This is a genomic window from Ktedonobacter sp. SOSP1-85 (assembly GCF_016587415.1).
In the GTDB taxonomy this organism is placed as follows: Bacteria; Chloroflexota; Ktedonobacteria; order Ktedonobacterales; family Ktedonobacteraceae; genus Ktedonobacter.
The window spans coordinates 1,267,223-1,290,648 of sequence record NZ_BNJI01000003.1; the positions used below are offsets into that span (position 1 = coordinate 1,267,223).

At 52.4% G+C, this 23,426-nt stretch carries 17 protein-coding genes and 2 rRNA genes; 7 read left to right on the forward strand and 12 right to left on the reverse strand.

The genetic code is table 11. From position 1 onward, the window contains the following. Positions 1-14: 14 nt before the first annotated feature. From KTE_RS43635 to KTE_RS43655, 5 genes are all read right to left on the reverse strand, one after another. On the reverse strand, positions 15-2,582 hold the full coding sequence (locus KTE_RS43635) for a LuxR C-terminal-related transcriptional regulator (RefSeq protein WP_201393313.1): 2,568 nt from the start codon (positions 2,580-2,582) through the stop codon (positions 15-17). A gap of 161 nt (positions 2,583-2,743) precedes the next feature. Next, on the reverse strand, positions 2,744-3,181 hold the full coding sequence (locus KTE_RS43640; protein ID WP_201393315.1) for a GNAT family acetyltransferase: 438 nt from the start codon (positions 3,179-3,181) through the stop codon (positions 2,744-2,746). A 240-nt stretch (positions 3,182-3,421) separates the two neighbouring features. Beyond that, positions 3,422-6,389 (reverse strand): 23S ribosomal RNA (locus KTE_RS43645). A gap of 292 nt (positions 6,390-6,681) precedes the next feature. Continuing rightward, positions 6,682-8,159 (reverse strand): 16S ribosomal RNA (locus KTE_RS43650). The 16S and 23S rRNA genes sit together here, the layout of an rRNA operon. A gap of 787 nt (positions 8,160-8,946) precedes the next feature. Beyond that, a complete protein-coding gene (locus tag KTE_RS43655; protein ID WP_201393317.1) occupies positions 8,947-9,954 on the reverse strand; it encodes an NADP-dependent oxidoreductase in 1,008 nt (335 codons plus the stop codon). Between the two features lie 283 nt (positions 9,955-10,237). On the opposite strand from KTE_RS43655, the gene KTE_RS43660 reads away from it, so the two are divergent. Beyond that, positions 10,238-11,083, forward strand: a complete 846-nt coding sequence (locus KTE_RS43660) for a sugar phosphate isomerase/epimerase (protein WP_201393319.1) — start codon at positions 10,238-10,240, stop codon at positions 11,081-11,083. A 98-nt stretch (positions 11,084-11,181) separates the two neighbouring features. Here the strand turns inward: KTE_RS43660 and KTE_RS43665 are convergent, their stop codons facing one another. Further along, positions 11,182-12,006, reverse strand: a complete 825-nt coding sequence (locus KTE_RS43665; RefSeq protein WP_201393321.1) for an SDR family oxidoreductase — start codon at positions 12,004-12,006, stop codon at positions 11,182-11,184. A gap of 101 nt (positions 12,007-12,107) precedes the next feature. Then, positions 12,108-12,902, reverse strand: a complete 795-nt coding sequence (locus tag KTE_RS43670) for a GNAT family N-acetyltransferase (protein WP_201393323.1) — start codon at positions 12,900-12,902, stop codon at positions 12,108-12,110. 134 nt (positions 12,903-13,036) lie between these two features. Here KTE_RS43670 and KTE_RS43675 point away from each other — a divergent pair, with 134 nt between their 5' ends. After that, positions 13,037-14,005 carry a GNAT family N-acetyltransferase gene (locus KTE_RS43675; RefSeq protein WP_201393325.1) on the forward strand — a complete coding sequence of 323 codons (969 nt, stop codon included), beginning with the start codon at positions 13,037-13,039 and terminating at the stop codon, positions 14,003-14,005. Here the strand turns inward: KTE_RS43675 and KTE_RS43680 are convergent. The 3 genes from KTE_RS43680 to KTE_RS43690 all read right to left on the reverse strand — a co-directional run bounded on the left by KTE_RS43680 (position 14,002) and on the right by KTE_RS43690 (position 17,388). Then, entirely contained in the window at positions 14,002-15,192 is a 1,191-nt protein-coding gene (locus KTE_RS43680) for an MFS transporter (protein WP_201394591.1), read from the reverse strand. The genes KTE_RS43675 and KTE_RS43680 overlap by 4 nt on opposite strands. Before the next feature lie 128 nt (positions 15,193-15,320). Further along, complete coding sequence (locus tag KTE_RS43685) at positions 15,321-16,163, reverse strand: helix-turn-helix domain-containing protein (RefSeq protein ID WP_201393327.1); 843 nt, start codon at positions 16,161-16,163, stop codon at positions 15,321-15,323. A gap of 262 nt (positions 16,164-16,425) precedes the next feature. Further along, entirely contained in the window at positions 16,426-17,388 is a 963-nt protein-coding gene (locus tag KTE_RS43690; protein ID WP_236600995.1) for a class I SAM-dependent methyltransferase, read from the reverse strand. Between the two features lie 336 nt (positions 17,389-17,724). On the opposite strand from KTE_RS43690, the gene KTE_RS43695 reads away from it, so the two are divergent. Both KTE_RS43695 and KTE_RS43700 read left to right on the forward strand, forming a co-directional pair. After that, positions 17,725-18,405: a thiamine pyrophosphate-dependent enzyme gene (locus KTE_RS43695; RefSeq protein ID WP_201393331.1), complete on the forward strand. Its 681-nt coding sequence runs from the start codon at positions 17,725-17,727 to the stop codon at positions 18,403-18,405. A 77-nt stretch (positions 18,406-18,482) separates the two neighbouring features. After that, a complete protein-coding gene (locus KTE_RS43700) occupies positions 18,483-19,382 on the forward strand; it encodes a transketolase family protein (protein ID WP_201393332.1) in 900 nt (299 codons plus the stop codon). 40 nt (positions 19,383-19,422) lie between these two features. Here KTE_RS43700 and KTE_RS43705 read toward each other — a convergent pair whose 3' ends face one another. After that, positions 19,423-20,451 (reverse strand): phosphotransferase enzyme family protein, encoded by a 1,029-nt coding sequence (locus tag KTE_RS43705; protein WP_201393335.1) that lies wholly within the window; start codon positions 20,449-20,451, stop codon positions 19,423-19,425. A 227-nt stretch (positions 20,452-20,678) separates the two neighbouring features. Between KTE_RS43705 and KTE_RS43710 the strand changes: the two genes are divergently transcribed. The 3 genes from KTE_RS43710 (at position 20,679) to KTE_RS43720 (ending at position 22,443) form a co-directional block, all read left to right on the forward strand. Beyond that, complete coding sequence (locus tag KTE_RS43710) at positions 20,679-21,128, forward strand: N-acetyltransferase (RefSeq protein ID WP_201393338.1); 450 nt, start codon at positions 20,679-20,681, stop codon at positions 21,126-21,128. A gap of 79 nt (positions 21,129-21,207) precedes the next feature. Continuing rightward, a complete protein-coding gene (locus KTE_RS43715) occupies positions 21,208-21,900 on the forward strand; it encodes an HAD family phosphatase (protein ID WP_201393340.1) in 693 nt (230 codons plus the stop codon). Positions 21,901-22,005: 105 nt separating this feature from the next. Further along, positions 22,006-22,443: a hypothetical protein gene (locus tag KTE_RS43720; RefSeq protein ID WP_201393341.1), complete on the forward strand. Its 438-nt coding sequence runs from the start codon at positions 22,006-22,008 to the stop codon at positions 22,441-22,443. A gap of 30 nt (positions 22,444-22,473) precedes the next feature. Here the strand turns inward: KTE_RS43720 and KTE_RS43725 are convergent, their stop codons facing one another. Further along, the gene (locus tag KTE_RS43725) at positions 22,474-22,971 is read right to left on the reverse strand and encodes a YiiD C-terminal domain-containing protein (protein ID WP_201393342.1); all 498 of its coding nucleotides are present in this window, start codon (positions 22,969-22,971) and stop codon (positions 22,474-22,476) included. Positions 22,972-23,426 lie beyond the last annotated feature (455 nt).

Genomic DNA, 23,426 nt, shown 5'->3' on the forward strand with positions numbered 1-23,426 from the left:
TATGTCATCATATATCAACAGAGGTGGTGCTCGAGGGCGTAGCGGGCCACGGCGGCGCGCGAATTGAGGCCAAGCTTGTTATAGATAGAGCGGACATGAGCATCAACGGTACGCGGGCTGATGACCAGTTGCGCAGCGATCTGCTTGTTGCTCAGGCCCTGGGACAGGAGGCGCAGCACTTCTAGCTCGCGCTGGCTGAGATCGGTAGAGTGAGTCATTGGTGAATCTTGAGGAACTGGCCGTCCTCTGTGGCGTACAGTGAAGACTTCTGTTAAGGACAGATTTTGCCCTTCAGCATAAGCCAGTGTGAGAGATTGCTGATCGCTCTGCTTGTCCAGGCGGGCGATATATTCTTTTTCAGGCTGGAAGGCGTCCTGGCCTGGTGAGCCTGGAGCGCGTTGACGCAATCCCTCACACATGCCAGCGATGCGTGCCCCCCAGAAGAAGTTGCTCTGTGCTGTCGATAGGCGCACAAGTTCTTCAAGCAGATTTAGAAGACTACCCAGGTTCTTTTCCAGGGGAAGGAGGTTCAGGCAGCGTCGCCAGTAGCGCTCCACCAGGATCTCATCGTCACGCAAAGCATAGGTGTAGGCCAGGAGGAAACACGTCTGAGCCTGGTAGCGCTGACTCGACAGTGCGGTAAAGAATCGCTCACTCTCTTCAAGGGCAATAGCGGCCTGCTCGCTCTGGCCGCGCCGCAGGTGGAGCATAGCCTGTAGGTTCAGGGTACGTCCTATGCCTTCGCGTAAGCCCATGACCTTGAAAAGCCGCAGACTCTCTTCAGCATATTCAGCGGCTTGCTCCTCTTCATCCTGCATGAGCAAGGATTGCGCCAGCATCGAGAGCGACCAGGACTCTCCCTCGATATTGCGCACCTCTCTAAATAGCCGGAAGCTCTCTTTAAGCGAGAGCACGGCCTGTTCATTCTCGGCGCTATTAAGCTGCGAGCCACCCAGAGCCATAAGCGAATAGGCCTGACCGTTAAGGTCAAGAGCATCACAATAGTAGGCAATACTCTGCATAAATAAGCTGTGGGCCATCTTCTTCTCGCCTTTTGTCAGGTATAAGAGGGCGAGACGATGCAGAGCCAGGCCCTCACCGCGTTTATTTCCCAGGCTTTGAAAGATTTGTAAGCTCTGATTACAGAGCTGTTCGGCCTGGGAAATATCATTTGCGAGCGAGGCCAGCCAGGCGGCGCCAACCAGGGCTTCGGCTAGCGTGGGCAGTTCACAAGAGGCAGAGAGAGCGAGCGCGCTGTGCAACCACTGACATCCCTCGTTGATGTGTCCCCGAATAGACCAGAAACGCACCAACCTGGCGGCAAGGCCAAGAGCACATGAGCCATCGCGTAGCTCTATAAAAAATCGTAGTGCAGCGCGTATATTCTCATGGTCATGTTCAAGGACAGAGAGCCAATATGCCTGCTCTGGTCCGAGTAAATGCTCCGCAGCCCGTTCAACCAACTCTAGATAGTAGCGCGCATGAGCCTCCTGCACTTGCTCAGCTTCATCACAGGCCAGCAACTGATCCAGGGCAAATTCGCGTAGAGTCTCCAACATAAAAAGGCGGGGTTCACCCGCTTCCTGCTCGCGTTGAATGAGAAGGCTCTTATCCAGGAGCGAAGCCGCAAGCGAGAGATCAGGGGCCTCGGGCTCGCTCAGGAGCGTATGGAGGCCCTCAATTGCCTCGATAGTACCGCCTGCACAGAAAATGCCCAGGCGACGAAAAAGGGTACGCTCCTCCTCATTCAGGAGTTCGTAGCTCCACTCAATAGTATCGCGCAGGGTGCGCTGGCGTGCAGGAATATTGCGAAGACGAATAGAGGGAAGTGGCTGGCGCCTCTTCAGACGCTCCAGAAGGGCGCGTGGGGAGAGCAATTTAGCATGAGCGGCGGCCAGCTCAAGCGCCAGGGGCAGACCATCCAGACGTCTACATAACTCAATGATATCATTCTGGTTCTCGGGCGTGAGAGCGAAATCAAAACGGGCTTCACGAGCGCGCTCACAGAAAAGAGTGACCGCCGGATAGCTCTCCAGTGAGCTTTCCGAAGTCGGTTCTAGTGCATCCGGCAGCGCCAGAGGAGCCACTATATACTCATGCTCACCCTGGATATGCAATCGAGCGCGACTGGTAACCAGTAGCTGCAAGTGAGGACACGAGCGGAGCAGAAGCTCGATCTCAGACGTAGCTCCTATAATCTGCTCGAAGTTATCGAGCACTAAAAGTACGTGCAGAGGGCGCAAGCGCTCCTGAAGTAATGCTAAAATCGACTGTGAGCCATTCTCTTTAAGCGATAGAGACTGGAGGATGGCTGGCAACACCAGGTCCACATCATTCACGGCGGCGAGAGGAACAAAGCAAATGCCATGCGTAAATGTGGGCAAGATCTTCTCGGCAATACGAAGAGCCAGGCGTGTCTTGCCCACGCCTCCTGGTCCTGTGAGAGTTAGCAGGCGAATAGTATCGCGCTTGAGGAGCTCACAACCTGCTTCGATCTCTTCTATACGCCCTATAAACGAGGTGAGTTGTAGAGGGAGGTTATTGTATGCGCCAGGCAAGGCTATCAACTCATCAGAACCCATATAGCTAGTTGTCTCTCTCATTATACGCAGCCGTAATGCGTTGAACAGAGTCGATATGGTTACTAACCAGGCAGTCACCCAGCACTTCTATTAACATCATGTCTTCCTTCTGCCAGGCAATTATCAAAGCACACAAGTATATAGATGTCATTTATTAAAGTTTATAACCATTTCTCCATAAAAATCAATTCGTCACGTTGGTATCCATTCTTTTGATAGAATGCCTGAACAGAAGCATTCGTAGGTTCAATTAACAAATTAACCTTAGCACAACCTTTCTCGGCCAACCGACGCTCCACCTCCTGCATAAGTCTGGCTCCCACTCTTTGCCCTTGAGCACTCGGCGCTACAGCGAGGTGATTGATCCATCCTCTCCGTCCGTCATAGCATCCCATCACCACACCAATAATATCTCTCTCCGAGGCTGCAACTAAAAACAAGTCTGCATCCCGTTCGAGTTTCTGCCTGATACCTTCAACATTGTCTGATGAGCTCAATACGAGCCCCGCCTGCTTCCAAAGCGTTACGACTTCGTCATAATCCTCTATTTGAAAGTCTCTTATATGCATACGTTCCTCCCTGCTCTGCTCTTTCTTCATGTTTCTCAATATATTCTCGCCAAAAAATAAAAGAAGAATGGAAACATCAAGATTTTTGTAGATGTTTCCATTCTTCTTTTTGTAACCTGTCCAAAGAAGTATTCCCTCAATTTTGCTGAGCCACGCTGGCCTGCTCCTGCTCCCCGTGCCGCGATGTCCTCTCGCTCGTGCTCAGATCCGATCCTAGACCGCTCTCACACACCACAAGGACTCACCATACATTTTGCGAAGAAACAGTTGGGAAACAAGCCGTACGATCATTAGTACTGCTCCGCTCCACCTGTTACCAGGCGTCCACGCGCAGCCTATCCACCAGGTCTTCTTCCTGGGATCTTGACTCTTCCAAGAGAGTGGGAAAAGTTATCTTCGGGTCGGCTTCGCGCTTAGATGCTTTCAGCGCTTATCCCTTCTTGACGTAGCTACCCAGCTCTGGAGGAGGCCCCCCAACTGGCGCACTAGCGGTCAAGCCATCTCGGTCCTCTCGTACTGAAGATGACTCCCCTCACTTTTCCGACGCCCACGACGGATAGAGACCGAACTGTCTCGCGACGTTCTGAACCCAGCTCGCGTGCCGCTTTCATGGGCGAACAGCCCAACCCTTGGGACCTACTCCAGCCCCAGGATGCGACGAGCCGACATCGAGGTGCCAAACCTTGCCGTCGATGTGAACTCTTGGGCAAGATAAGCCTGTTATCCCCGGGGTAGCTTTTATCCGTTGAGCCACACTCCTTCCACACGGGAATGTGGGATCACTAAGCCCGACTTTCGTCCCTGCTCGGCTTGTCTGCCTTACAGTCAAGCTCCCTTGTGCCTTTACACTCTACAGAGGGTGATGTCCATCCACCCTGAGGGAACCTTTGGGCGCCTCCGTTACTCTTTGGGAGGCGACCGCCCCAGTCAAACTACCCATCTGGCCCTGTTCACGTCCCGGATCACGGTGACGTGTGAGACACAAACCATGGTGAGAGTGGTATTTCACTGCTGCCTCCCTCACCCCCACAAGGATGAGTTCTTAAGCTCCCACCTATGCTACGCACACCATACTTCGTTTCCAGGCCAAACTGTAGTAAAGCTCCACGGGGTCTTTTTGTCCTGTCGTGGGTAACCCGTATCTTCACGGGTACTTCAATTTCGCCGAGTCCTCTGTCGAGACAGCGCTCAAGTCGTTACTCCTTTCGTGCGGGTCGGAACTTACCCGACAAGGAATTTCGCTACCTTAGGACCGTTATAGTTACGGCCGCCGTTCACCGGGGCTTAGATTCGTGGCTACGCACACCACTCCTCGTAACCTTCCGGCACTGGGCAGGAGTCAGCCCCTATACTTCCGCTTTCGCGTTCGCAGAGACCTGTGTTTTTGGTAAACAGTCGCTTGAGCCGATTTCTTGCAACCTTCTCACCATGTGTGCAAGCACACACAGCTACGCAGGCACCCCTTCTTCCAAAGGTACGGGGTTAATTTGCCGAGTTCCTTAACAGAGGGTCGCTCGATCACCTGGGGAGATTTCCCCCTGCCTACCAGTGTCGGTTTGCGGTACGGGCGGAACAGTTTCTGGCGAGAGGCTTTTCTTGACGGCCTGGGGACCAATGACTTCCGCACCCTTGCGGGCGCTCGGCCTCAGTGTCACGCATCTGTGTCCGGGATTTTCCTCGGTCACGCGCTTCAGCAGAGGCACCGATCCTGTCCATTCGATCGGCTCACCTTCCCTACCGCGTCCCCCCATTGCTCATAACGAAATGTTCCGGTGCAGGATTCTCTGACCTGCTTTCCATCGCCTACGGCATGACGCCCTCGGCTTAGGGCCCGACTCACCCTGGGACGATTGACGTTGCCCAGGAACCCTCAGGCATTCGGTGTGTCTGGTTCTCGCAGACATTGCGCTACTCATTCCGGCATTCTCACTTCTCTTACCTCCACCAGTCCTTGCGGTCTGGCTTCTCAGGCGTCGAGAACGCTCCCCTACCAATACAGCTGTTCGCTGTATTCCACGGCTTCGGTACGATGCTTGAGCCTCGATACGTTGTCGGTGCCATTGCACTCGACCAGTGAGCTATTACGCACTCTTTAAATGATGGCTGCTTCTAAGCCAACATCCTGGCTGTTTGGGCGCATTGACCCCCTTTGACACTGAGCATCGATTTGGAGACCTTAGCCGATGGTCTGGGCTGTTTCCCTTTTGACGACGAAGCTTAGCCCCCGCCGTCTCACTCGCGATAAACACGTAGTGGCATTCGGAGTTTGAGTAGGGTTGGTAACCCGCACAGGGCCCCTAGCCTATCCAGTGCTCTACCTCCACCACGCTCTTGGTCGCGGCTGTACCTCAATACATTTCGGGGAGAACCAGCTATCTCCGTGTTCGATTAGCATTTCACCCCTACCCACAAGTCATCCCCCAGTTTTGCAACACTGGTGGGTTCGAGCCTCGACGGACTGTTACATCCGCTTCACTCTGCTCATGGGTAGCTCACACGGTTTCGGGTCGCATCGCCGCTACATACACGCCTGTTTGAGACTCGGTTGCCCTCTGGCTCCCCAGCTTTAGCGCTGGTTAACCTGCAACGTGCGATGCACTCGCCGGATCATTCTACAAAAGGCACGCCATCAGCCCTTGGTTCCTCGTGGAACAGTGGCCTCTGACTGCTTGTGAGTACGTGGTTTCAGGGACTCTTTCATCCCCCTCTCGGGGTACTTTTCACCTTTCCCTCACGGTACTTGTTCGCTATCGGTCGCTGAAGTTCTTTAGCCTTGGAGGGTGGTCCCCCAGCTTCCCACAAGATTGCACGTGTCTCGTGGTACTCAGGATTCTCCCCACACCCTTCTCCTCGTCCTCTACGGGACTCTCACCCCCTCTGGTGGCACGTTCCAATGCCTTCGAGTAAGGAAAAGTGTGCTGATGGAAGTCCTACAACCCCGCCTATTCACGAGGAATAGATGGTTTGGGCTCTTCCCGGTTCGCTCGCCACTACTACGGGAATCTCGGTTGATTTCTCTTACGCAGGCTACTGAGATGTTTCAGTTCACCCACGATCCTCCATATCGCCTATGTGTTCAGCGATAGGTCTCCAGACATGACTCTGGAGGGGTTGCCCCATTCGGAATCTCAGGGCTCATCGCTTGGATGCAGCTCCCCCTGAATGTTTCGCCGGTCTCCGCGTCCTTCATCGGTCTTCAGCGCCAAGGCATCCACCTCGTACTCTGTTTCGCTTGTTCTGCCTTGTCTGCTTCTTCTTGTGTTAACCCTTGTTGTATGGGATTCTCGGTCTTCTTTCTTCACTGTCACGAGCGTGACATGACTCACGTCACGGTTGGGCATTCGCATGCCAACGTGCTCGCTCAGCAAAATTGAAGGATACTTCTTTGGTTGTTCAGGTACAATGCGGGCTTCGGATCTGGAAAAAACCAGCGGCCGAACCGCTCAAGAGTGGAAGCAGGGTACAATCGGACAGGTCGTTCCTGTTCGACCTGAGAGTGCAGTGCTACGTGAGCACTGATGACTCCCTAGAAAGGAGGTGATCCAGCCGCACCTTCCGGTACAGCTACCTTGTTACGACTTCACCCCAATCACCGACCCCACCCTCGACGCCTGCCTCTCCGAAGAGTTAGCCTGGCGGCTTCAGGTGTTGCCGACTTTCGTGGTGTGACGGGCGGTGTGTACAAGACCCGGGAACGTATTCACCGTAGTGTGCTGACCTACGGTTACTAGCAACTCCACCTTCATGCAGGCGAGTTTCAGCCTGCAATCTGAACTGAGACCAGGTTTTTGAGCTTGGCTCCCCCTCGCGGGTTGGCATCCCTTTGTTGCTGGCCATTGTAGCGTGTGTGTCGCCCAAGTCGTAAGGGCCGTGCTGACTTGACGTCATCCCCGCCTTCCTCCCGTGAGGGCAGTTCCGCCTAGAAGATGTAATAGGCAGTAGGGGTTGCGCTCGTTGCGGGACTTAACCCAACATCTCACGACACGAGCTGACGACAGCCATGCAGCACCTGTGCAAACGTCCCGAAGGAACAGCGCATTACCGCTGGTGCATCTGCATGTCAAGACTTGGTAAGGTTCTTCGCGTTGCATCGAATTAAACCACACGCTCCGCTGCTTGTGCGGGTCCCCGTCAATTCCTTTGAGTTTTAATCTTGCGACCGTACTCCCCAGGCGGACCACTTACTGCGTTTGCGACGGCACGGAAGGGGTCGATACCTCCCACACCTAGTGGTCATCGTTTACGGCTAGGACTACCAGGGTATCTAATCCTGTTCGCTCCCCTAGCTTTCGCACCTGAGCGTCAGATGCTTCCCAGGACACTGCCTTCGCCATTGGTGTTCCTCCGGATCTCTACGCATTTCACCACTCCACCCGGAATTCCGTGTCCCTCTGAAGCCCTCAAGTCTCGCCGTTTCCGAAGACCTTTCCCAGTTGAGCCGGGAACTGTCACTCCAGACGTACGAAACCGCCTGCGTGCGCTTTACGCCCAGTAACTCCGGACAACGCTCGCCCCCTACGTATTACCGCGGCTGCTGGCACGTAGTTAGCCGGGGCTTGTTCCTTGGGTACCGTCCGTTCTCGTCCCCAAGAAAAGCAGTTTACACTCCGAAAAGCGTCCTCCTGCACGCGGCGTTGCTCGTTCAGGGTTGCCCCCATTGACGAAAATTCCTCACTGCTGCCCCCCGTAGGAGTCTGGGCCGTTCTCAATCCCAGTGTGGCTGACCATCCTCTCAGACCAGCTACCGATCGTGGCCTTGGTGAGCTCTTACCTCACCAACAAGCTAATCGGCCACAGGCCCATCCCAAGGCGCCCTTGCGAGCTTTGTTCCCAGAGGAACATATGCGGTATTGTCGGCGATTTCTCGCCGGTATTCCTCACCTCGGGGCAGGTACCCATGTGTTACTCACCCGTCCGCCACTCCCTCTCTTGCGAGAGGGCGTTCGACTTGCATGTGTTAGGCACGCCGCCAGCGTTTATCCTGAGCCAGGATCAAACTCGCCATTCAAGTGATGAATGTATCTCACAGATACCAACAGGTATCTGTAATGATCATGTAGTTTGCGTCCAGGCTAGAAGCACGTTGTCGTTACTTCATTGCTTTGTTCGCAGAATTGACAGGAACGGTGTTCTCCGCGATTGAGCGGTGCTCAATCAACGAAGTTCCGTTGTACTTCTGCATTCCACTCTTCAGTTGTTCAGGGTGCTCTGGTTCGTTCTTCTTTTGCGTGATGAACCGCAACCCGGCAGGCCCATAGGCTTGCGCTTGTGTATCGCTCCGGCGTTCGCGGTGTTCGTGTTCGCCGTTGACTGTGTCAGTATCGCATACTATTTGTGCTTTGTCAAGTACTTTTCTGACTTCTTTTTGCGATCGCTGAAAACCCGTTTTCAGTCGTGCAAAATCTGGTCAGGGACCCTCCTGCATCCTGTCAGAGACAGCACAAAGCCACGTCCACTCTTCTCTGGAGAGAACGTGTCATGCAGCGGGGAAAGTACCCGTGGCGAGCCACCTTAGCGTGGCACCTGAGCATCTGCGATCCTGCGCTTCAAAAGCGAGGTACGGACGCCGGGTAAATCGGACAGGAGCACCAATCAGGCCGGTGATTGTCGCTGTTTACCGTGTGTTTGGAGTGAGGGCATTATCCCACAGCCTCCCGGCACTGTCAAGCTGTGCAAATAGACCCACCCATATGGGTAATGCCCCCAGCCCAGTAGCCGCGTACGCAAGTAGCGGGCTACTGGGCTGGGGGCGTTAGTCCATGCAAGCATGGACCCTACATTTGTCGATCGTGGGGTTAGCGATCGGCGATTTTTACGAGCTGCTTGCCGAAGTTTTCGCCTTTGAGCATACCAATAAAGGCTTTGGGAGCATTCTCCAGGCCTTCGGCGACGCTTTCGCGATACTTGAGTTTGCCCGAGGTATAGAGTTGCGTTAGCTCCTGCTGCGCCTGCGGCCATAAGTTCATATGTTCTCCAACAATAAAGCCCTGAAGCTTGACACGGCTGGCGAGGAAGGCTCCGAAGTTGCGCAACTGATACGGCTCAGTCACGTTATATTGCGATACAAAACCACAGAGCGGGATGCGCGCGTGCGCGTTGAGTTGCGTCAACACAGTATCGAGAATTTCGCCGCCGACGTTCTCAAAGTCGATGTCGATGCCATTGGGAGCAGCCTGCTTGAGATCCTGGTCCAGGTTTCCGGCTTTATAATCGACGCAGGCATCAAAGCCAAGCTCATTGACGACATAATCACATTTGGCATTGCCACCCGCGATACCCACGGCACGGCAGCCCTTCGCTTTGGCGAGCTGGCCAACGACGCTACCGACCGCGCCCGAGGCAGCCGAAACGACGACCGTTTCGCCAGGTTTGGGTTCGCCAATCATGTTCAGGCCAACCCAGGCGGTGATGCCAGGCATGCCCAACACACCCAGAAAGGCGGAGAGGGGGATTTTGTCCGCAGGTACCTTCAGCAGGCCCTTCCCGTTTGAGAGGCCGTATTGCTGCCAACCAAAATAGCCAAGTACAACATCACCCGGCTTAAATTGCTCATTCTTAGACTCAACAACCACGCCGACTGTACCGCCAACCATCACATCACCAATCTCCATGGGAGCGGTATAGGATTTGCCAGCACTCATACGACCACGCATGTAGGGGTCAAGCGAGAGATAAATATTTTTGACCAGGACTTGGTCCTCTTTGGGCTGGGGAATCTCGCTCTCGACAATTTTAAAGTCGCTCTCCTGCACCCACCCTTTGGGCCGGTTCGCGAATAAAACCTGCATATTTTTATCACTCATGATGAACTCTCCTTTTTGGATTAATAGGCAAGCGCTGTGAGCGCAAGCAAACAAGCGTCATAATAAGTCTACACACGTCATAGTAGCCCAGCCCACTATCTTCTTACACGAAAGCCAACGTCACTGCCGTGACTAGCGCTACCGAGCTCAGGTTTTCGATAGGCAATACATAGAAACGAGTTGATGCATCGTTTATTCCCCTGGCTTGAAACGCAAGCAGCCTTAGATGCGCGTATAATGAAGTAGCAAAATATCGACGACGCTGAAGAAAGAGGTGTGTAATATGAAGATTGCCTTTAGTACGCTCTCCTGTCCCAACTGGAGCCTGGAGCAGATTATCACGACTGCTCAGCAGCTTGGTTATCATGGCCTGGAGTTGCGCGTGCTGGACAATACTGTGTTAGAACTTGAGCGTGACCGTGTAAAAATTGGTGAAGCGGTCAAGCAGATACGTGATGCTGGGCTGGAGATATGCGCCATCGACACATCGTGTACTCTCAACCGGCCTACTGAGGAGGAGAGACAGGCCCAGATCGAGGGAATGCGCGCCTGGATCGGACTGGCAGGAGAGCTACATATACCCTTGCTCCGCGTCTTTGGTGGACAAAACAAGGCTGGCAGCGTAGCCGAACCCTCTGAAGAAGAGGTAAATAACTTGATCGCTGAAGAGCTAAAGGCTGTGGCTGCGGAGGCCGAACAGGCTGGCGTTACGATAGCGTTGGAGACGCATGACGCCTTTTCATCAGCCTATCGCGTCGCCAGAGTACTGAACAAGGTGCAATCGCCCAATATCGCGGCCCTCTGGGATAGCATGCATACCTACCGTGTCGGTGAGACATCGGAAGAGGTGATTCACGAGTTGGGCTCACGGATCGCCCATTACCATGTCAAGGATGCGGTACGTACAACAGACAATGGCTGGGAATTGAGGCTGTTGGGCGATGGTGAGGTACCTGTGGCCGATCAACTGACACAACTCAAGCTTCTGGGCTATAATGGTTGGATCTCAGTAGAGTGGGAGAAGATGTGGCATCCTGAGATCCCCGAGCCAGAGGTCGCACTCCCCGAACACATCTCCTGGCTATCCACATTCCTGCCCACACTTGAGAGCATCCGCCTAGAACAGTAGCACATCTGTAGCACCAACACCCACCAATCCCTATGGTACGCGCTCCCTCTGACCAGTCAGAGAGAGCGCGTACCATAGGGATTGATATGTTTTTTAGATTAGACACCGCTGAAGGCTGCGAAGCCACCATCAATGGGAACTACAATGCCAGTGATGAAAGCAGCAGCAGGGCTGACGAGCCAGAGTAGCGTACCTACGAGATCTTCGGGTTGACCATAGCGTCCCGCGGGGGTATGCGAGAGAATGGCTTGGCCACGCGCGGTAGGCGCGCCCTGCTCATCTGTCAGCAGAAAACGATTCTGCTCAGTAAGAAAGAAACCGGGAGCGATAGCATTCACACGGATACGTGCATCGTACTCCTGGGCCATATGCACAGCCAGCCACTGCGTAAAGTTATTGATTGCTGCCTTGGCCGCGCCGTAGGAAACGATGCGTGTCAGGGGGCGTAGCGAGGCCATAGAAGATATATTGATTATGCTTCCGTGGCCCTGGCTGGTCATAAGGCGCCCAAAAACCTGGCATGGAAGCAGGGTCCCCTGAAAGTTAAGGCCGAAAACGGTATTGACAGCCTGCTCATCCAGTTCAAAAAAGGACCGCCCGGGTGAGACGGTCGCAGCTGGCTGATTGCCTCCCGCACCATTGACAAGGATATCGATGCCACCAAAGTGCTGCTGTATCTGTTCGAGAGCGCGTTCCAGGTCTGATTTGCTGGTCACATCACAGGCGAGAGCAAGGGCCTCACCGCCATTGGCCTGGATAGTACGCACAACATTCTCACAGGCCTCCAGGCGCCGACCTATGACGACGACGCGTGCGCCTGCTCCTGCTAGCCCCTGGGCCAGCGCACTTCCTAGCACACCGCTACCACCCGTGACAATAGCGGTCTGTCCATTGAGCGCAAATAATGAAGAGAGATTTTGCATAAGATAACCTCTTAGCTCTTATTCCGAAACCCTACCCCCATTCGGGGGCAGGCGTCACTCTCGTGACTAGCGCTTAGCGCTCAGGGTTTCGGATAGGTAGTTTACTGATAGACTTTGAAGAGACAGGTCGTGCGAAAGCCAAGACGCTGGTAGATACGCTGGCCTTCGCCCGAGGCCTGTAAGACACCGATAGTATAGCCCACAGCTCGCGCGTCCTGGAGCGCGGCCAGTGTGAGCGCTGTACCAATACCACGTTTACGCGCGTGAGGAGCAGTGGCTACGGAGTAAATACCCGCGACCCCGGCATTCAGGAAAACGGCACTCGTCGCCACTGGCTCGCCGCGCCAGTAACCAAGAAAGAGGCGCAGGGGACCATCCTGGCTTAAGGCTACCGCTTCAACACGCTTGTAGAAGAGGTGGACATTGGTATCAGGTGGTTCAAAGACCCGTGAGACGGCCTGGGCAAACTGTTCTAATTGCTGGGATGAACTCACACGTTGGATAGAGAGGTCCTCTGGAACCGTCACAGCGCGTGGCAGAGCACGCAGGTCGGCTACCATCCCCTCATCCACCTCCACAGAATCCAGTCCAGCCTGTTCCAGGTAAGCGCCCAGGTTTCCTGGCTGGCTGGCTGGTCCAACCCACCAGGCGACAGGCAAGCCGCGTGCGGTGAAGTAGGAGATAGCTTCCTGCGTACGCGCCTGAACCTGATTGGCATTTAATTGAGCGCGACAGATATAGTTAAAGGTATCCGAGGCCACGCCAGAGTCCACGAGCAGGAGATCGCCTTCATCCACTACTCGCATGCCAGGGGTACGCGCAGCAAAGTAGGTCAGATATCCAACCGAGTTGGCTTCCATGGCGGCATTAAGCTCTTGCGCTGATAACTCTTCCAATATTTAGAGGCCTTTCCAAGCAAGAATGTGCATATTCTAGCGTTTACACTATTAGAGACCACTCAGGTTCAGAGTACAATAGAAAAGAGGTGGGATAGTTGTTGCTTCCTTTGTAGCAGAAGAAAGGCCATTTTATGGACATCCGATTACGCACCCTCAATCCAAACCAGGACTATCCTCGCCTTGCTGACCTGCTGAGTACAACGGAGCTTGAGCCAGTCAGTCCAGACATGCTCCTCGCACGCCAGCAAAGTGCTCCCCCCGCTCAAGTTCAACATACCACACTTGCGATCAGTACACAAAATAGCGTACTGGGATTTTCGCAAATTCTGCATAATCCATGGGTGCATAGAGGTCAATTCTGGGTCTCTATTGTCGTCGATCCCGCATGGCGACGTCGCGGAATCGGTAGCGCCTTGTATGACCATGCGCTCGCATTTCTGGACACACAAAAGGCTAATCTACTTATCACCCAGGTGCGCGATAACTCCGCGCCCGGCCTGGAGTTCGCGCTCCACCGTGGCTTTACCCTGACCAGCTATACCCTGGAATCCTGGCTCTATCTCTCTGACTTCGACGATGCGCGCTTCCATGATTTCCCCGAGCGCCTGCAAGCCTCTGGCATCCAATTCTTTACCCTGGCTGATATAGAGGCGACAAATGAGCACCAGAGATGGCTATACGACTTACACCGGCGTATTTATGAGACTGGCTCAAACTCGGCTCACAAGAAACGCGTCTCTATCTCCTCATTTCATGACTTTCAGCGCATGCTCTTTCTCGCGCCCTGGTTTCGCCCGGAGGGCCAGTTCATCGCCGCTGATGGCGAACGCTGGGTGGGCACAGCTACTGTGGGCCATTACATAAACTGCAACTCGATGCACAATACATTTACGGGCGTCGAGCGGGCCTATCGAGGCCGAGGCATCGCGCTCGCACTCAAGCTCCTTGCCATCCGCTACGCCCGCCAGCGCCGCGCCGACTATATCCTCACACGCAACGATGCCGAGAATGCCGCCATGCTGGCAATTAACCGCAAACTGGGCTACCAGATCAAGGGTGGATACTTTAGCCTGGCCTGCCGCATTGAATTTGCGCATTAATAGCGCCTAAGGGGTGTCAAAAGAGCACTCAGGCTTATAAGCAGGCAGAGACTCCCCAGAATGACTCCAGCTAGCGGCACTCCAATACGCTCGGAGATCCAGGTTGTTGAGATAGCACCTAAAGGAGCCAGGGCATAGTGAATAGTCCAGAAAGCAGAGGTCACACGCCCCAGGAGGGGTCCAGGCGTAATCTCCTGGCGCAAAGAGACAGAACAAATACTAGCCAGGGTACTGGTAAACATAAAACATATCCCAATAAGCACAAGCCAGGAAAGGTTAATCGCCAGTCCCATCAAGAGAAGAGAGAGACTATTCAAGATATTGCCACCAATCCAGCAGGTGGCAAAACCCAGGCGCTTGCGTAGAAATGGCATTGTCAAACCCGCGAGGATAGCACCAATGGTCGCCAGGGCAAAGACGAGACCTACAGTTGTATCATTCTGCCCCAGATCGTGTTTTATATGAAAAATAAAGATATCTGTGACCGCCGCCATCAGAGTTGAGAGAAGCGTCAACAAGATAGTAATCGAACGCAGAGTCGGTTGTTGCCAGAGAAAGCGCCACCCCGCCAGGAAACGTAACCAGAGGGAAGGCTCAATCTCTTCCTGCTGAATAGGCCTGGCTGCTCGTAACCGTACGAAAAAGAGGGAGAGAGCCGAGAGACCAAAGGTCAATGCATCGATTACGATAGCACCTGGAGCACCAAACTTACTCACGACAAGGCCCGCCAGGAAGGTGCCAACAATGGACATAAAGGCATAACTAGCCTCTAGACGACCATTAGCCTCTGCGATATAAGCAGAGCCAACCATCCTGGGGACAAGGGCCATATACCCAACTCGGAAAAGCATTCCCAGACAAGAAACCAGTGCTGTTACGAGATAGAGTACCACCAGACGCGGCCCCACCAACCACCAGGTAAAAGGGATAAGCAGATAGCAGAGCATGCGTAATATATCGCAAGCCAGAAGTAATCTGCGTTGCTCAGAACGATCTACAATCACGCCCGCGAAAATACCTGTCAACACAACACCTGCACTGAAAATAGCCGTTACCAGCCCCATTTGCGCTACTGAACCGGTCGCCTCCAGCACGAGAAGCGGAAGCGCGATACTGGCAAAGGCATCACCAAAAGTGGAGCATATCTGTCCAAACCAGAAAATGTTAAAGGCTGAATTACGCCACAGACTCTCGCGCTTTTCGGGCTAAGCTCGCCTGATTGAGTGGAATCTTCCGCCATCGTTTTTACATCCCTGCCTTGTGTGAGTGATACAATTTTTCTGTAGGGTCAGAGCAAGCTCTGACCCTGCATGGTTTAGGCTTCGAAAGGGGCGCCGCAGTTGAAGCAGTAGTGGAAGTAGGTGGGGCAACGAGCTCTGCAAACGGAGCAGGTCAGGGCCTCCTCCTGCTCACCGAGAAGCGAATTGGCTTCTTCGGGAATAGGAGGAATATTTTCGGCGATCACGCCCTCCTGGTCGAGTATGCGTAACACCGCTTCACGCACGCTATCTAGCCGCTCAGTACGCAAGACATCTCGGAGCACGTGGGCAGCGATACCTTCACCTTCACGAATAAGGCCTAAGAGGATATGCTCAGTGCCGACAAAGGAATGCCCAAGACGCTTGGCCTCATCGACCGCGTATTCGATAACTTTTCTTGAACGTGGTGTCAAAGTTCCTTCGCCAGCGGATGGTTTATCCCCCTTGCCAATAATAGAGGTGATTCGCTCGTGTACCTGCTCCAGGCTTACGCCTTGTTCATGTAATACACGCCCTGCGATACCTCCATCTTCTTTTATCAAACCAAGCAATAGATGTTCAGTGCCAATATAGTTATGATTGAGACCAACCGCCTCCTTTTGGGCCAGGGCTAAAACATTACGAGCGCGCCTGGTGAAGCGCTCGAAGCGATCATGTCCGCCTGTCGGCTTACCCATTAATCTACGCATAAAGCCTTGAAAACCATTAGGCTCGGAGCGCTCACCTTTGGCTGGGAGGCGCTGGCGCTGCAAGTATTGCTCCAGTTCGGTCTCGGTAAAGCGAAACTCATTGCCTACGCGGTAGGCCGTGATCTCCTGGCGATTGACCAGGCGGCGAATGGTAACGACATCGACCTTGAGAATGGCGGCTAGCTCATCTGAAGTGAGTAAAGGACCCATAACAAACCTCGCTTTTTGCTAACTCCCTATCACTATGAATTACTTTACATTACTATAAAGTAATTACCATTACTTCTGAATACTTGTCAAGGCTTTAAGTGATACAAAATAAAAATATCGGAGAGTTTGACTTTCAGAAGAACTTTTCGCGTTTGTGACGCTTAAAAAGAGGGTGTATAGAGGTAATGTGTGAGCCATAGCCCACACATTACCTCTATACACCCTCTTTGGTATATTTTCTTATAAATTCGTCTTTATTTCGCTAAATTTCGGCTATCGCTTCGACGAGGGGCTGTGATTCCTTATGCTTGATTGCTTCTTCCGCAACCTGGAAGGCAGCCTCTTCGAGTTTGAAGGGTTTTATGCCCCAGGCGGTCAACATATACCAGAGGGCACGAAAGTTCTCTGAAAGCATCTCCTGTTGCATGCGCTCATAAAGAATCTGAAACTCTTCATCCGTCGTCAGATTACACTTTTTAAATAGGGGCAATAAACTCATAAAGCCGCTACGCCAGTTCTCATACTGGCTCTGGTTAAATGTGGTGCCATATGAGAAGTCAAAGGCGTGTGGACGATGTTGAATTTGCTCACATCCTGCATCATGCAAAAACTTGCCCAGCAGAGGTGTAATGCCAAAGGAGCGGCCATGCGGCGAGAAACCATAGCCCAGTTGATGAAGCGCCATGGCTGCGAAACACATCAACTCTTCCAGGGCCAGGCTATTAGACGTTCCCATATCATCTGGCTCGGTCAGGCGAATAATGCCACCAGGCCGTACAATACGATAGAGCTCTTCCATAACCTGCGGCCATACATCACGCATAATCACGCCAACCATAAAGCGCGCATTGACCAGGTCAAACGAGTTATCGGGAAAGGGTAGCTGCTTTAGCACGTTACCTTCCATAAAAATAGCGTTCTCTCTGCCCTCAGTCTGTGCCTGAGTGTGAGCGTACTTGATCATACGTTTACTGACATCCAGTCCAACAACTTCAACCTCAGGATATTCGTATGCCACATTCAAGACCCAGTTTCCTGGTCCACAGCCAATATCGATAATACGCTCGTAGCCTTTAGGGAGCTGATTATCGAGTTCAGGAAATAGTCCCCCCATTCCCTGAGTAACAAGTCGATCCTGGTTCATCAGGCGAAGCATCTCCGCTGTATCCTCAGGATCGAGCGCATACGTATCCTCGCGTTCTCTCTGATGAGAATCTCTGCTCATTTCAGACACTCCTTTTTCGTCGCTTTCCGCCCTATAGCGACGTTCCCTTGCCCATAAACACGCATGTATGGCTGCTTTCCGCCTATAGCATCCATACATCTTACAATGAGGTGTATAGAAATGTTTAAAGCACTCCTATTTACCATACTGTTCTTAGTATACATTTACACGCATTTAAACACAAATATCCTAACAATAGGGTACGTTGTTTCCTATCTGTTACGGAGCAAACGCTTAAACTGTCCGATGGGACAGGAATAATCTGCCCTTCAGACCATATATGCAACGGGTCTATGTGCGCTACACTTCAAGCACATGAAAGCGAGGATAAATGCTATGGATACGACAACATCAACCGCATTGGATGAGGTAAAGCAACTCATGCGTATGGCCGTGGGTGATGAGAAACACGATGTCAGCACCCACTCTACACTCGATATACTCTGGGTGTTGTATGACCGTGTTTTACGTTATGTCCCTGACAAGCCAGAAGCAAAAGAACGCGATCGCTTCTTACTCAGCAAGGGGCATGGACCATTAGCTCTATACGCCATTCTAGCTGCGAAGGGCTTCTTCCCTACCACGGAACTGGAACGCTTTGGGACGTGGGAGGGGATTTTAGGGGGACATCCTGACCGCCAGCAAGTACCGGGGGTAGAGATCTCTACTGGCTCATTGGGGCATGGGTTACCTATGGCGGTAGGAGTGGCCCTGGCGCTACGCGCGAAGAAAGGTGAGCAACACGTTTTCGTACTCATCGGCGATGGAGAGTGTAATGAAGGCAGTATATGGGAAGCGGTAATGCTGGCTGGGCAGCTTAACCTGGCAAATCTGACCTGTATCCTGGTAAACAACCACTCCAGCCTCTACAACTTTAGCGATCTGGAAACAAAATTTAGCGCCTTCCACTGGCAAGCTACCAACGTTGATGGGCGTAATCACGAGCAGCTTTACCAGGCATTAAGCATGACCGCTACCACGCAACCGCATGTAATCATTGCTGATATCGCCCGGTGAGCTAATGCAGCAAATACAAATACTTACTATCTGAGAAGCAGAAGAAACAAGCGCTAGAGCGAAATGGATAAAGAAGAATGGCAACAACACAGAAATTAAGTATGCGCGACCAGATGGTCGCCACAATAGCCGAATTATTCGAGCGAGACGAGCGTACGGCCCTGATCCTGGCTGCGGTAAGCGCCACGCAATTCGCACCTATCTTGCAGCGCTATCCTCAACGCGCACTAAACCTTGGCATTATGGAGCAGAGCATGATCGGCGTTGCCGCGGGCTTTGCCCTGGAAGGCTTTATTCCCTTCGCACACACGATTACGCCCTTCCTGGTTGAAAGACCACTTGAACAGCTTAAAGATGACTTCTGTTACCAGGGACTGGGTGGTAACTTTCTCAGCATTGGTGCCTCCTACGACTATAGCACCGACGGTTCGACACATCATGGGCCTGCAGATGTTCCCCTGCTCATGCAACTTCCAGGCATGCAGATCGTGGTTCCTGGTACGGCTCACGAATTAGATCAATTATTGCAAGCAGCGTATGCTAATGGTTCGCCCACATACTATCGCACATCAGTCGCTGAGCACAACGAACATCTGGATATCGAGTTTGGAAAGCTCAAGGTTATCAAACGGGGAAGTCAGGCAACGGTGATCGCGGTTGGCCCTTCGCTGGAGTACGTGCTTCCAGCGGTCGAGGGATTGGATGTAACGCTGCTCTACTGTACAACTGTCGCTCCTTTCGATAAAGAGACTCTGCGCGCTCACGCTGGCAAGGGAGAGATAGTCGTGGTCGAGCCATACTATGAGGGAGCGCTTGTACCAGATATTAGCGCGGCGCTAGAAGACATACCTACACGCGTTAAGGCTATTGGTGTTCCACGCCAGTTCTTACATCGCTACGGCACATTAGAACAATACAATGCAGCACTCGAACTTACACCTGAGGAAGTACGTCAGCGCATCGAGCAGTTTCTATAAGGCCTGATGTGGCTGCGTGCCAACGGCGCGCTGCTTATGGTTAAAGATGCAAGTATGCACGCAGCTGCTCAGCGGCCTGTTTGATCTCGCGCACAAACGCGGAGCGCGCTGGGACACCTCGCGGCCACATCGCGCCTAAGAGTGGCTCAAGCATATGGATAGCGGTAAAGAGGCGTAGGCGTTCTTCGTAATGATCAGGGAGGACACGAATCTGGGCATAGCCATTAAAGAAGGCATCGCGCAGGGCCGCCTCATTTTCGCGACCTTGCAGGCAGAGGAGTGCAATCGCCATATCATAGAGATAGTAGCCGAACTGACATTTCTCGAAGTCAATGGCGCGTACCTCATCTTTATAGAAGAGGTAATTAGTAGGCTGAAAATCGCTGTGAATCAATCCATAGGCTGTCTTATTTGTTGTCAATTGATTAAGCATGTCCTCTATCTGCTCAAAGAGAACGGCAAAGGTCGCAGCATCGCGTCCCGAGAGCTTGGCCTTGCCACCAACCTCGGTCAACTCAGGCTTGACTAACTCCTGCCAGTCCCAGCGTGGTCGTTCAAAGTCAGCGGGCAGCATATAGTTCTCCGCATGTTGGTGCAGGCGCGCCAGAAACATACCCGCCCGCTCCAGTCGACCAGGGCTAAGCAAGGTTTCGGCGAAGCGCCCCTCTACCCAACGAAAGAGAACACAGCGTGGTGTCTCAGGAATATCGGCAATACATACCTGGATCAGCAGCGAGCCGTCGCGCATGAAGACCGGCTCTGGCACGAGTAGCTCAGTATCGCGTCGCAAGGCAAGCAGCCAGCGTAGCTCTGAGAGAATTGCCTCTGTGCTCACCTCCTCATGGCCATAGAAACGAAGGATATACCGCGCCTTCTCCAAATGCATGCTCAAGCTATCTTCATTAAAGACACGCCTCTGGGCAACGACCTGAAAGAGGGTATCCACACCGGCATTAATCAAACTTAAACGCGCATTTCCGATATCATAGTAGGCAAGCGCCGCCTCAGCCAGCTCGCGCAAGCGCCGCACGCGCCCATTATAAGTTAATTCGTTTATCGCAGTCTCCATCCACCTTGACCCATACAAACTAGCCAACACAGTTTCAACCTCAAATATATTACCATACTTCGTTGCCGTTACAAGCGCTTTCAGCCAATTCTACTACCTTCATCTTATAGAATAAAATAGATCTTGACCCTTTTTATTGGTGGGGTGCAAAGAGGTATGATACGATGAAGCATAGATATCCTGGCGATATTCGTTTGAAACATACTTAGTAGAAGCAGGTTTTTCGCATGCTAGCTGTGACTTTTCAACTGGTTACCCTCGATACTCTAGATATCCTGACAGGGTTTATGCGCCAGTTCTATACTCATTTTAACTACTCTCTAGATGAGAGCAAGCTCGCCGCTGTTGAGCAGCTTCTTCAGAAGCCTGACTATGGGCGCATCTGGCTTATCCACTATGATCAGCAGCCCGCAGGCTATATAATTCTGACGTTTGGCTATAGCATCGAAATGCATGGGCGTGACGCTTTGATTGACGAACTATTTATTGGTGGGCAGTATCGAGGCAAGAAAATTGGCGAGCAAACGATCAAGTTTATAGAGGAGATCTGTAAGCAAATGGACATGCATGCTCTTCATCTTGAGGTGGAACATGAGAACATTGGGGCACATCGCCTCTATCGCAGACTGGGGTTTGAAGAGCATGAGCGGCACTTTATGACCCGGTGGCTGGAGTAAACCTGGTCTGCTCGCTCCCTGTGTTATATGATGGATGAGGAAATCAGATAAAGTCAAATATATATTTAGGAAGAGACATATGCTAAAAGCAATTATTTTTGATTTTGATGGTCTTGTTATTGATACTGAGATGCCAGATTTCACTTCCTGGCAAGAGATTTATCAGGAGCATAACGTCACCTTTGCACTTACGGACTGGCTGCCCCTGGTTGGTACCGGACCCAGCACCAGCCCCTTCAATCCCTATGATTACCTGGAAGAGAAGAGCGGCAAGAGCTTTGATCGCGAGATCCTGCGTATGCAACGCATGAAGCGGCATCATGAGCTAATCGCCAACCAACCTGTGCTTCCGGGGGTCGAGGCGCTTATACGCCAGGCAAAAGAGCGAGGTCTCCTGCTCGCTGTCGCTTCAAGCTCTACACGCGCCTGGGTCACAGGCCATCTCAAAGAGCGGAATCTCCTGCACTACTTTGATGCCATCGCCTGTGGTGACGAGGTGAAGCATGCCAAGCCCCAGCCCGATGTCTACCAATCAGCGCTGACCCAATTGGGAGCACAACCACATGAGGCAATCGCCCTTGAAGACTCGCTCAATGGCATGCGCGCCGCGCGAGCCGCAGGCATCTTCTGCGTGGTCATCCCCAATGAGCTCACCAGGCATTTCGACTTTGCCGGGGCCAGCTTGCAACTCAACTCGCTGACGGAGCTTTCGCTTGAGCATATTCATACGCTCATAGCCAACGTCGAGGCCAGGACTTCAGAGAGCCACTAGCATAGCATTCATAATAATGCTGTATTAGCATGTGCAGCTTCTTACGACGCTTATACTGGATAGAAATATGGGTTTTGTGGATGGTGGCTGGAAGGGTTCGTACATATGCATATCCCTGGCGACGTAAAGCTATTTCTAGTGCTGCTGACAATTGCTTGCATCTTGCTCTTTGTGGTTACGCCCCTTGGTATCAGTTACTGGCGTCTCGCACGTGCTCCGCGAGACGCCAGGCCATCATTGAGAGAGGCTATCGCCATCCTCGCTGGCATGCTCACGGGAGATATCGTGGCCTTGGTATATGATCATAATCAGGCAAATGTCTTCTTCGGCGCTCATCCTAAGCTTGTCCTGGTTCTGCTCCTGCTTATCAATCTCCCTGGCCTGCTTTTCCTCTTCGACTACTGCGCAAGCTATTATCTTCTAACCAGGCGAGCAGTGTGGACCCGGGCACACCTCGCAAGACTTAAGAAAGCCTCCCCCTTGCTACGTACACCGCCGCTTTTTAAAACTCCACCGCCTGTAACCGACAAATTTAGACTATAGGAAATTAGTGTGGAACAGGCAAAGGAGCTATTAGAAGATCAGGTTACTATTGTAGGGCGAGTTGGGGTTATGCTGCTCACCATTGTTGTATACCACATAGCGACCGGTGAAGGAGACAACAGTGGTTGTGCTTTCCACGATATCAACCTTGAGTTCCAGGCGTCCTCGGCCTCGCCTGCGAAGCATACGCGCGAACTGTTCAATACTCTGCTGCTGTGGGCGAGCACATATGGTTACGAAATCCTGCGTCACAGGTGCGAGATAGCGACAACTACTATCTTGAATGACAATCTCTCCAGCTAGCTCCAGCTCTTGCATAAGCAACCAGGTCATACCCCAACCAGTTAGAGTGAGAAGGGCATTTAAACTACCGGCGAATACGGTGCCTGCGTGATTGACATTAGCGGTCAGGGGCGCGGTAAAGCAGAGGCGTTGGCCATCATAGCTGTCGACCTTCAGGCCTAGCTGTCTGGTAATAGGGATGTGGGTCCAGAGCATGTCCTGCAATTGGGCTAAACGTTCTTGCATCTTTTCCAACCTTCTCCGTAACAAGGTATTATTGCTCAGTTATAGCAGAAATAGATGTATTTGCAAAGCTCATATGGCAGTATAACAGGTTCTCGCAAAGGTCTGCGAGCCTTCGCGCCTACGGTGCTCACAAGGAGAAAGGTATGTGGTATGGAGCTATCACAGGCAGTTCCACACCGTATCTTATACAACATTTTTAACATGTGTTAATCAGAAAATAGACTAAAGCGAAAAAGCCTTGATTTATAACGTTCAATTAGGTAATGTGTAGTTGAATACATTACTTTGATAGTTTTATGGAGAGCGTCTTATGAGCTTCAAGGGCGTCCAATTTTTGGATGTCTGCCAGCAGAAAGGAGGATGGAATATAGAACGAGGAGAGATTGAACAATTGCTATATCGATGACGGGCTGTTATCGATAGCACAAGGGAGCAGAAGATGCATCCTTCGCCGC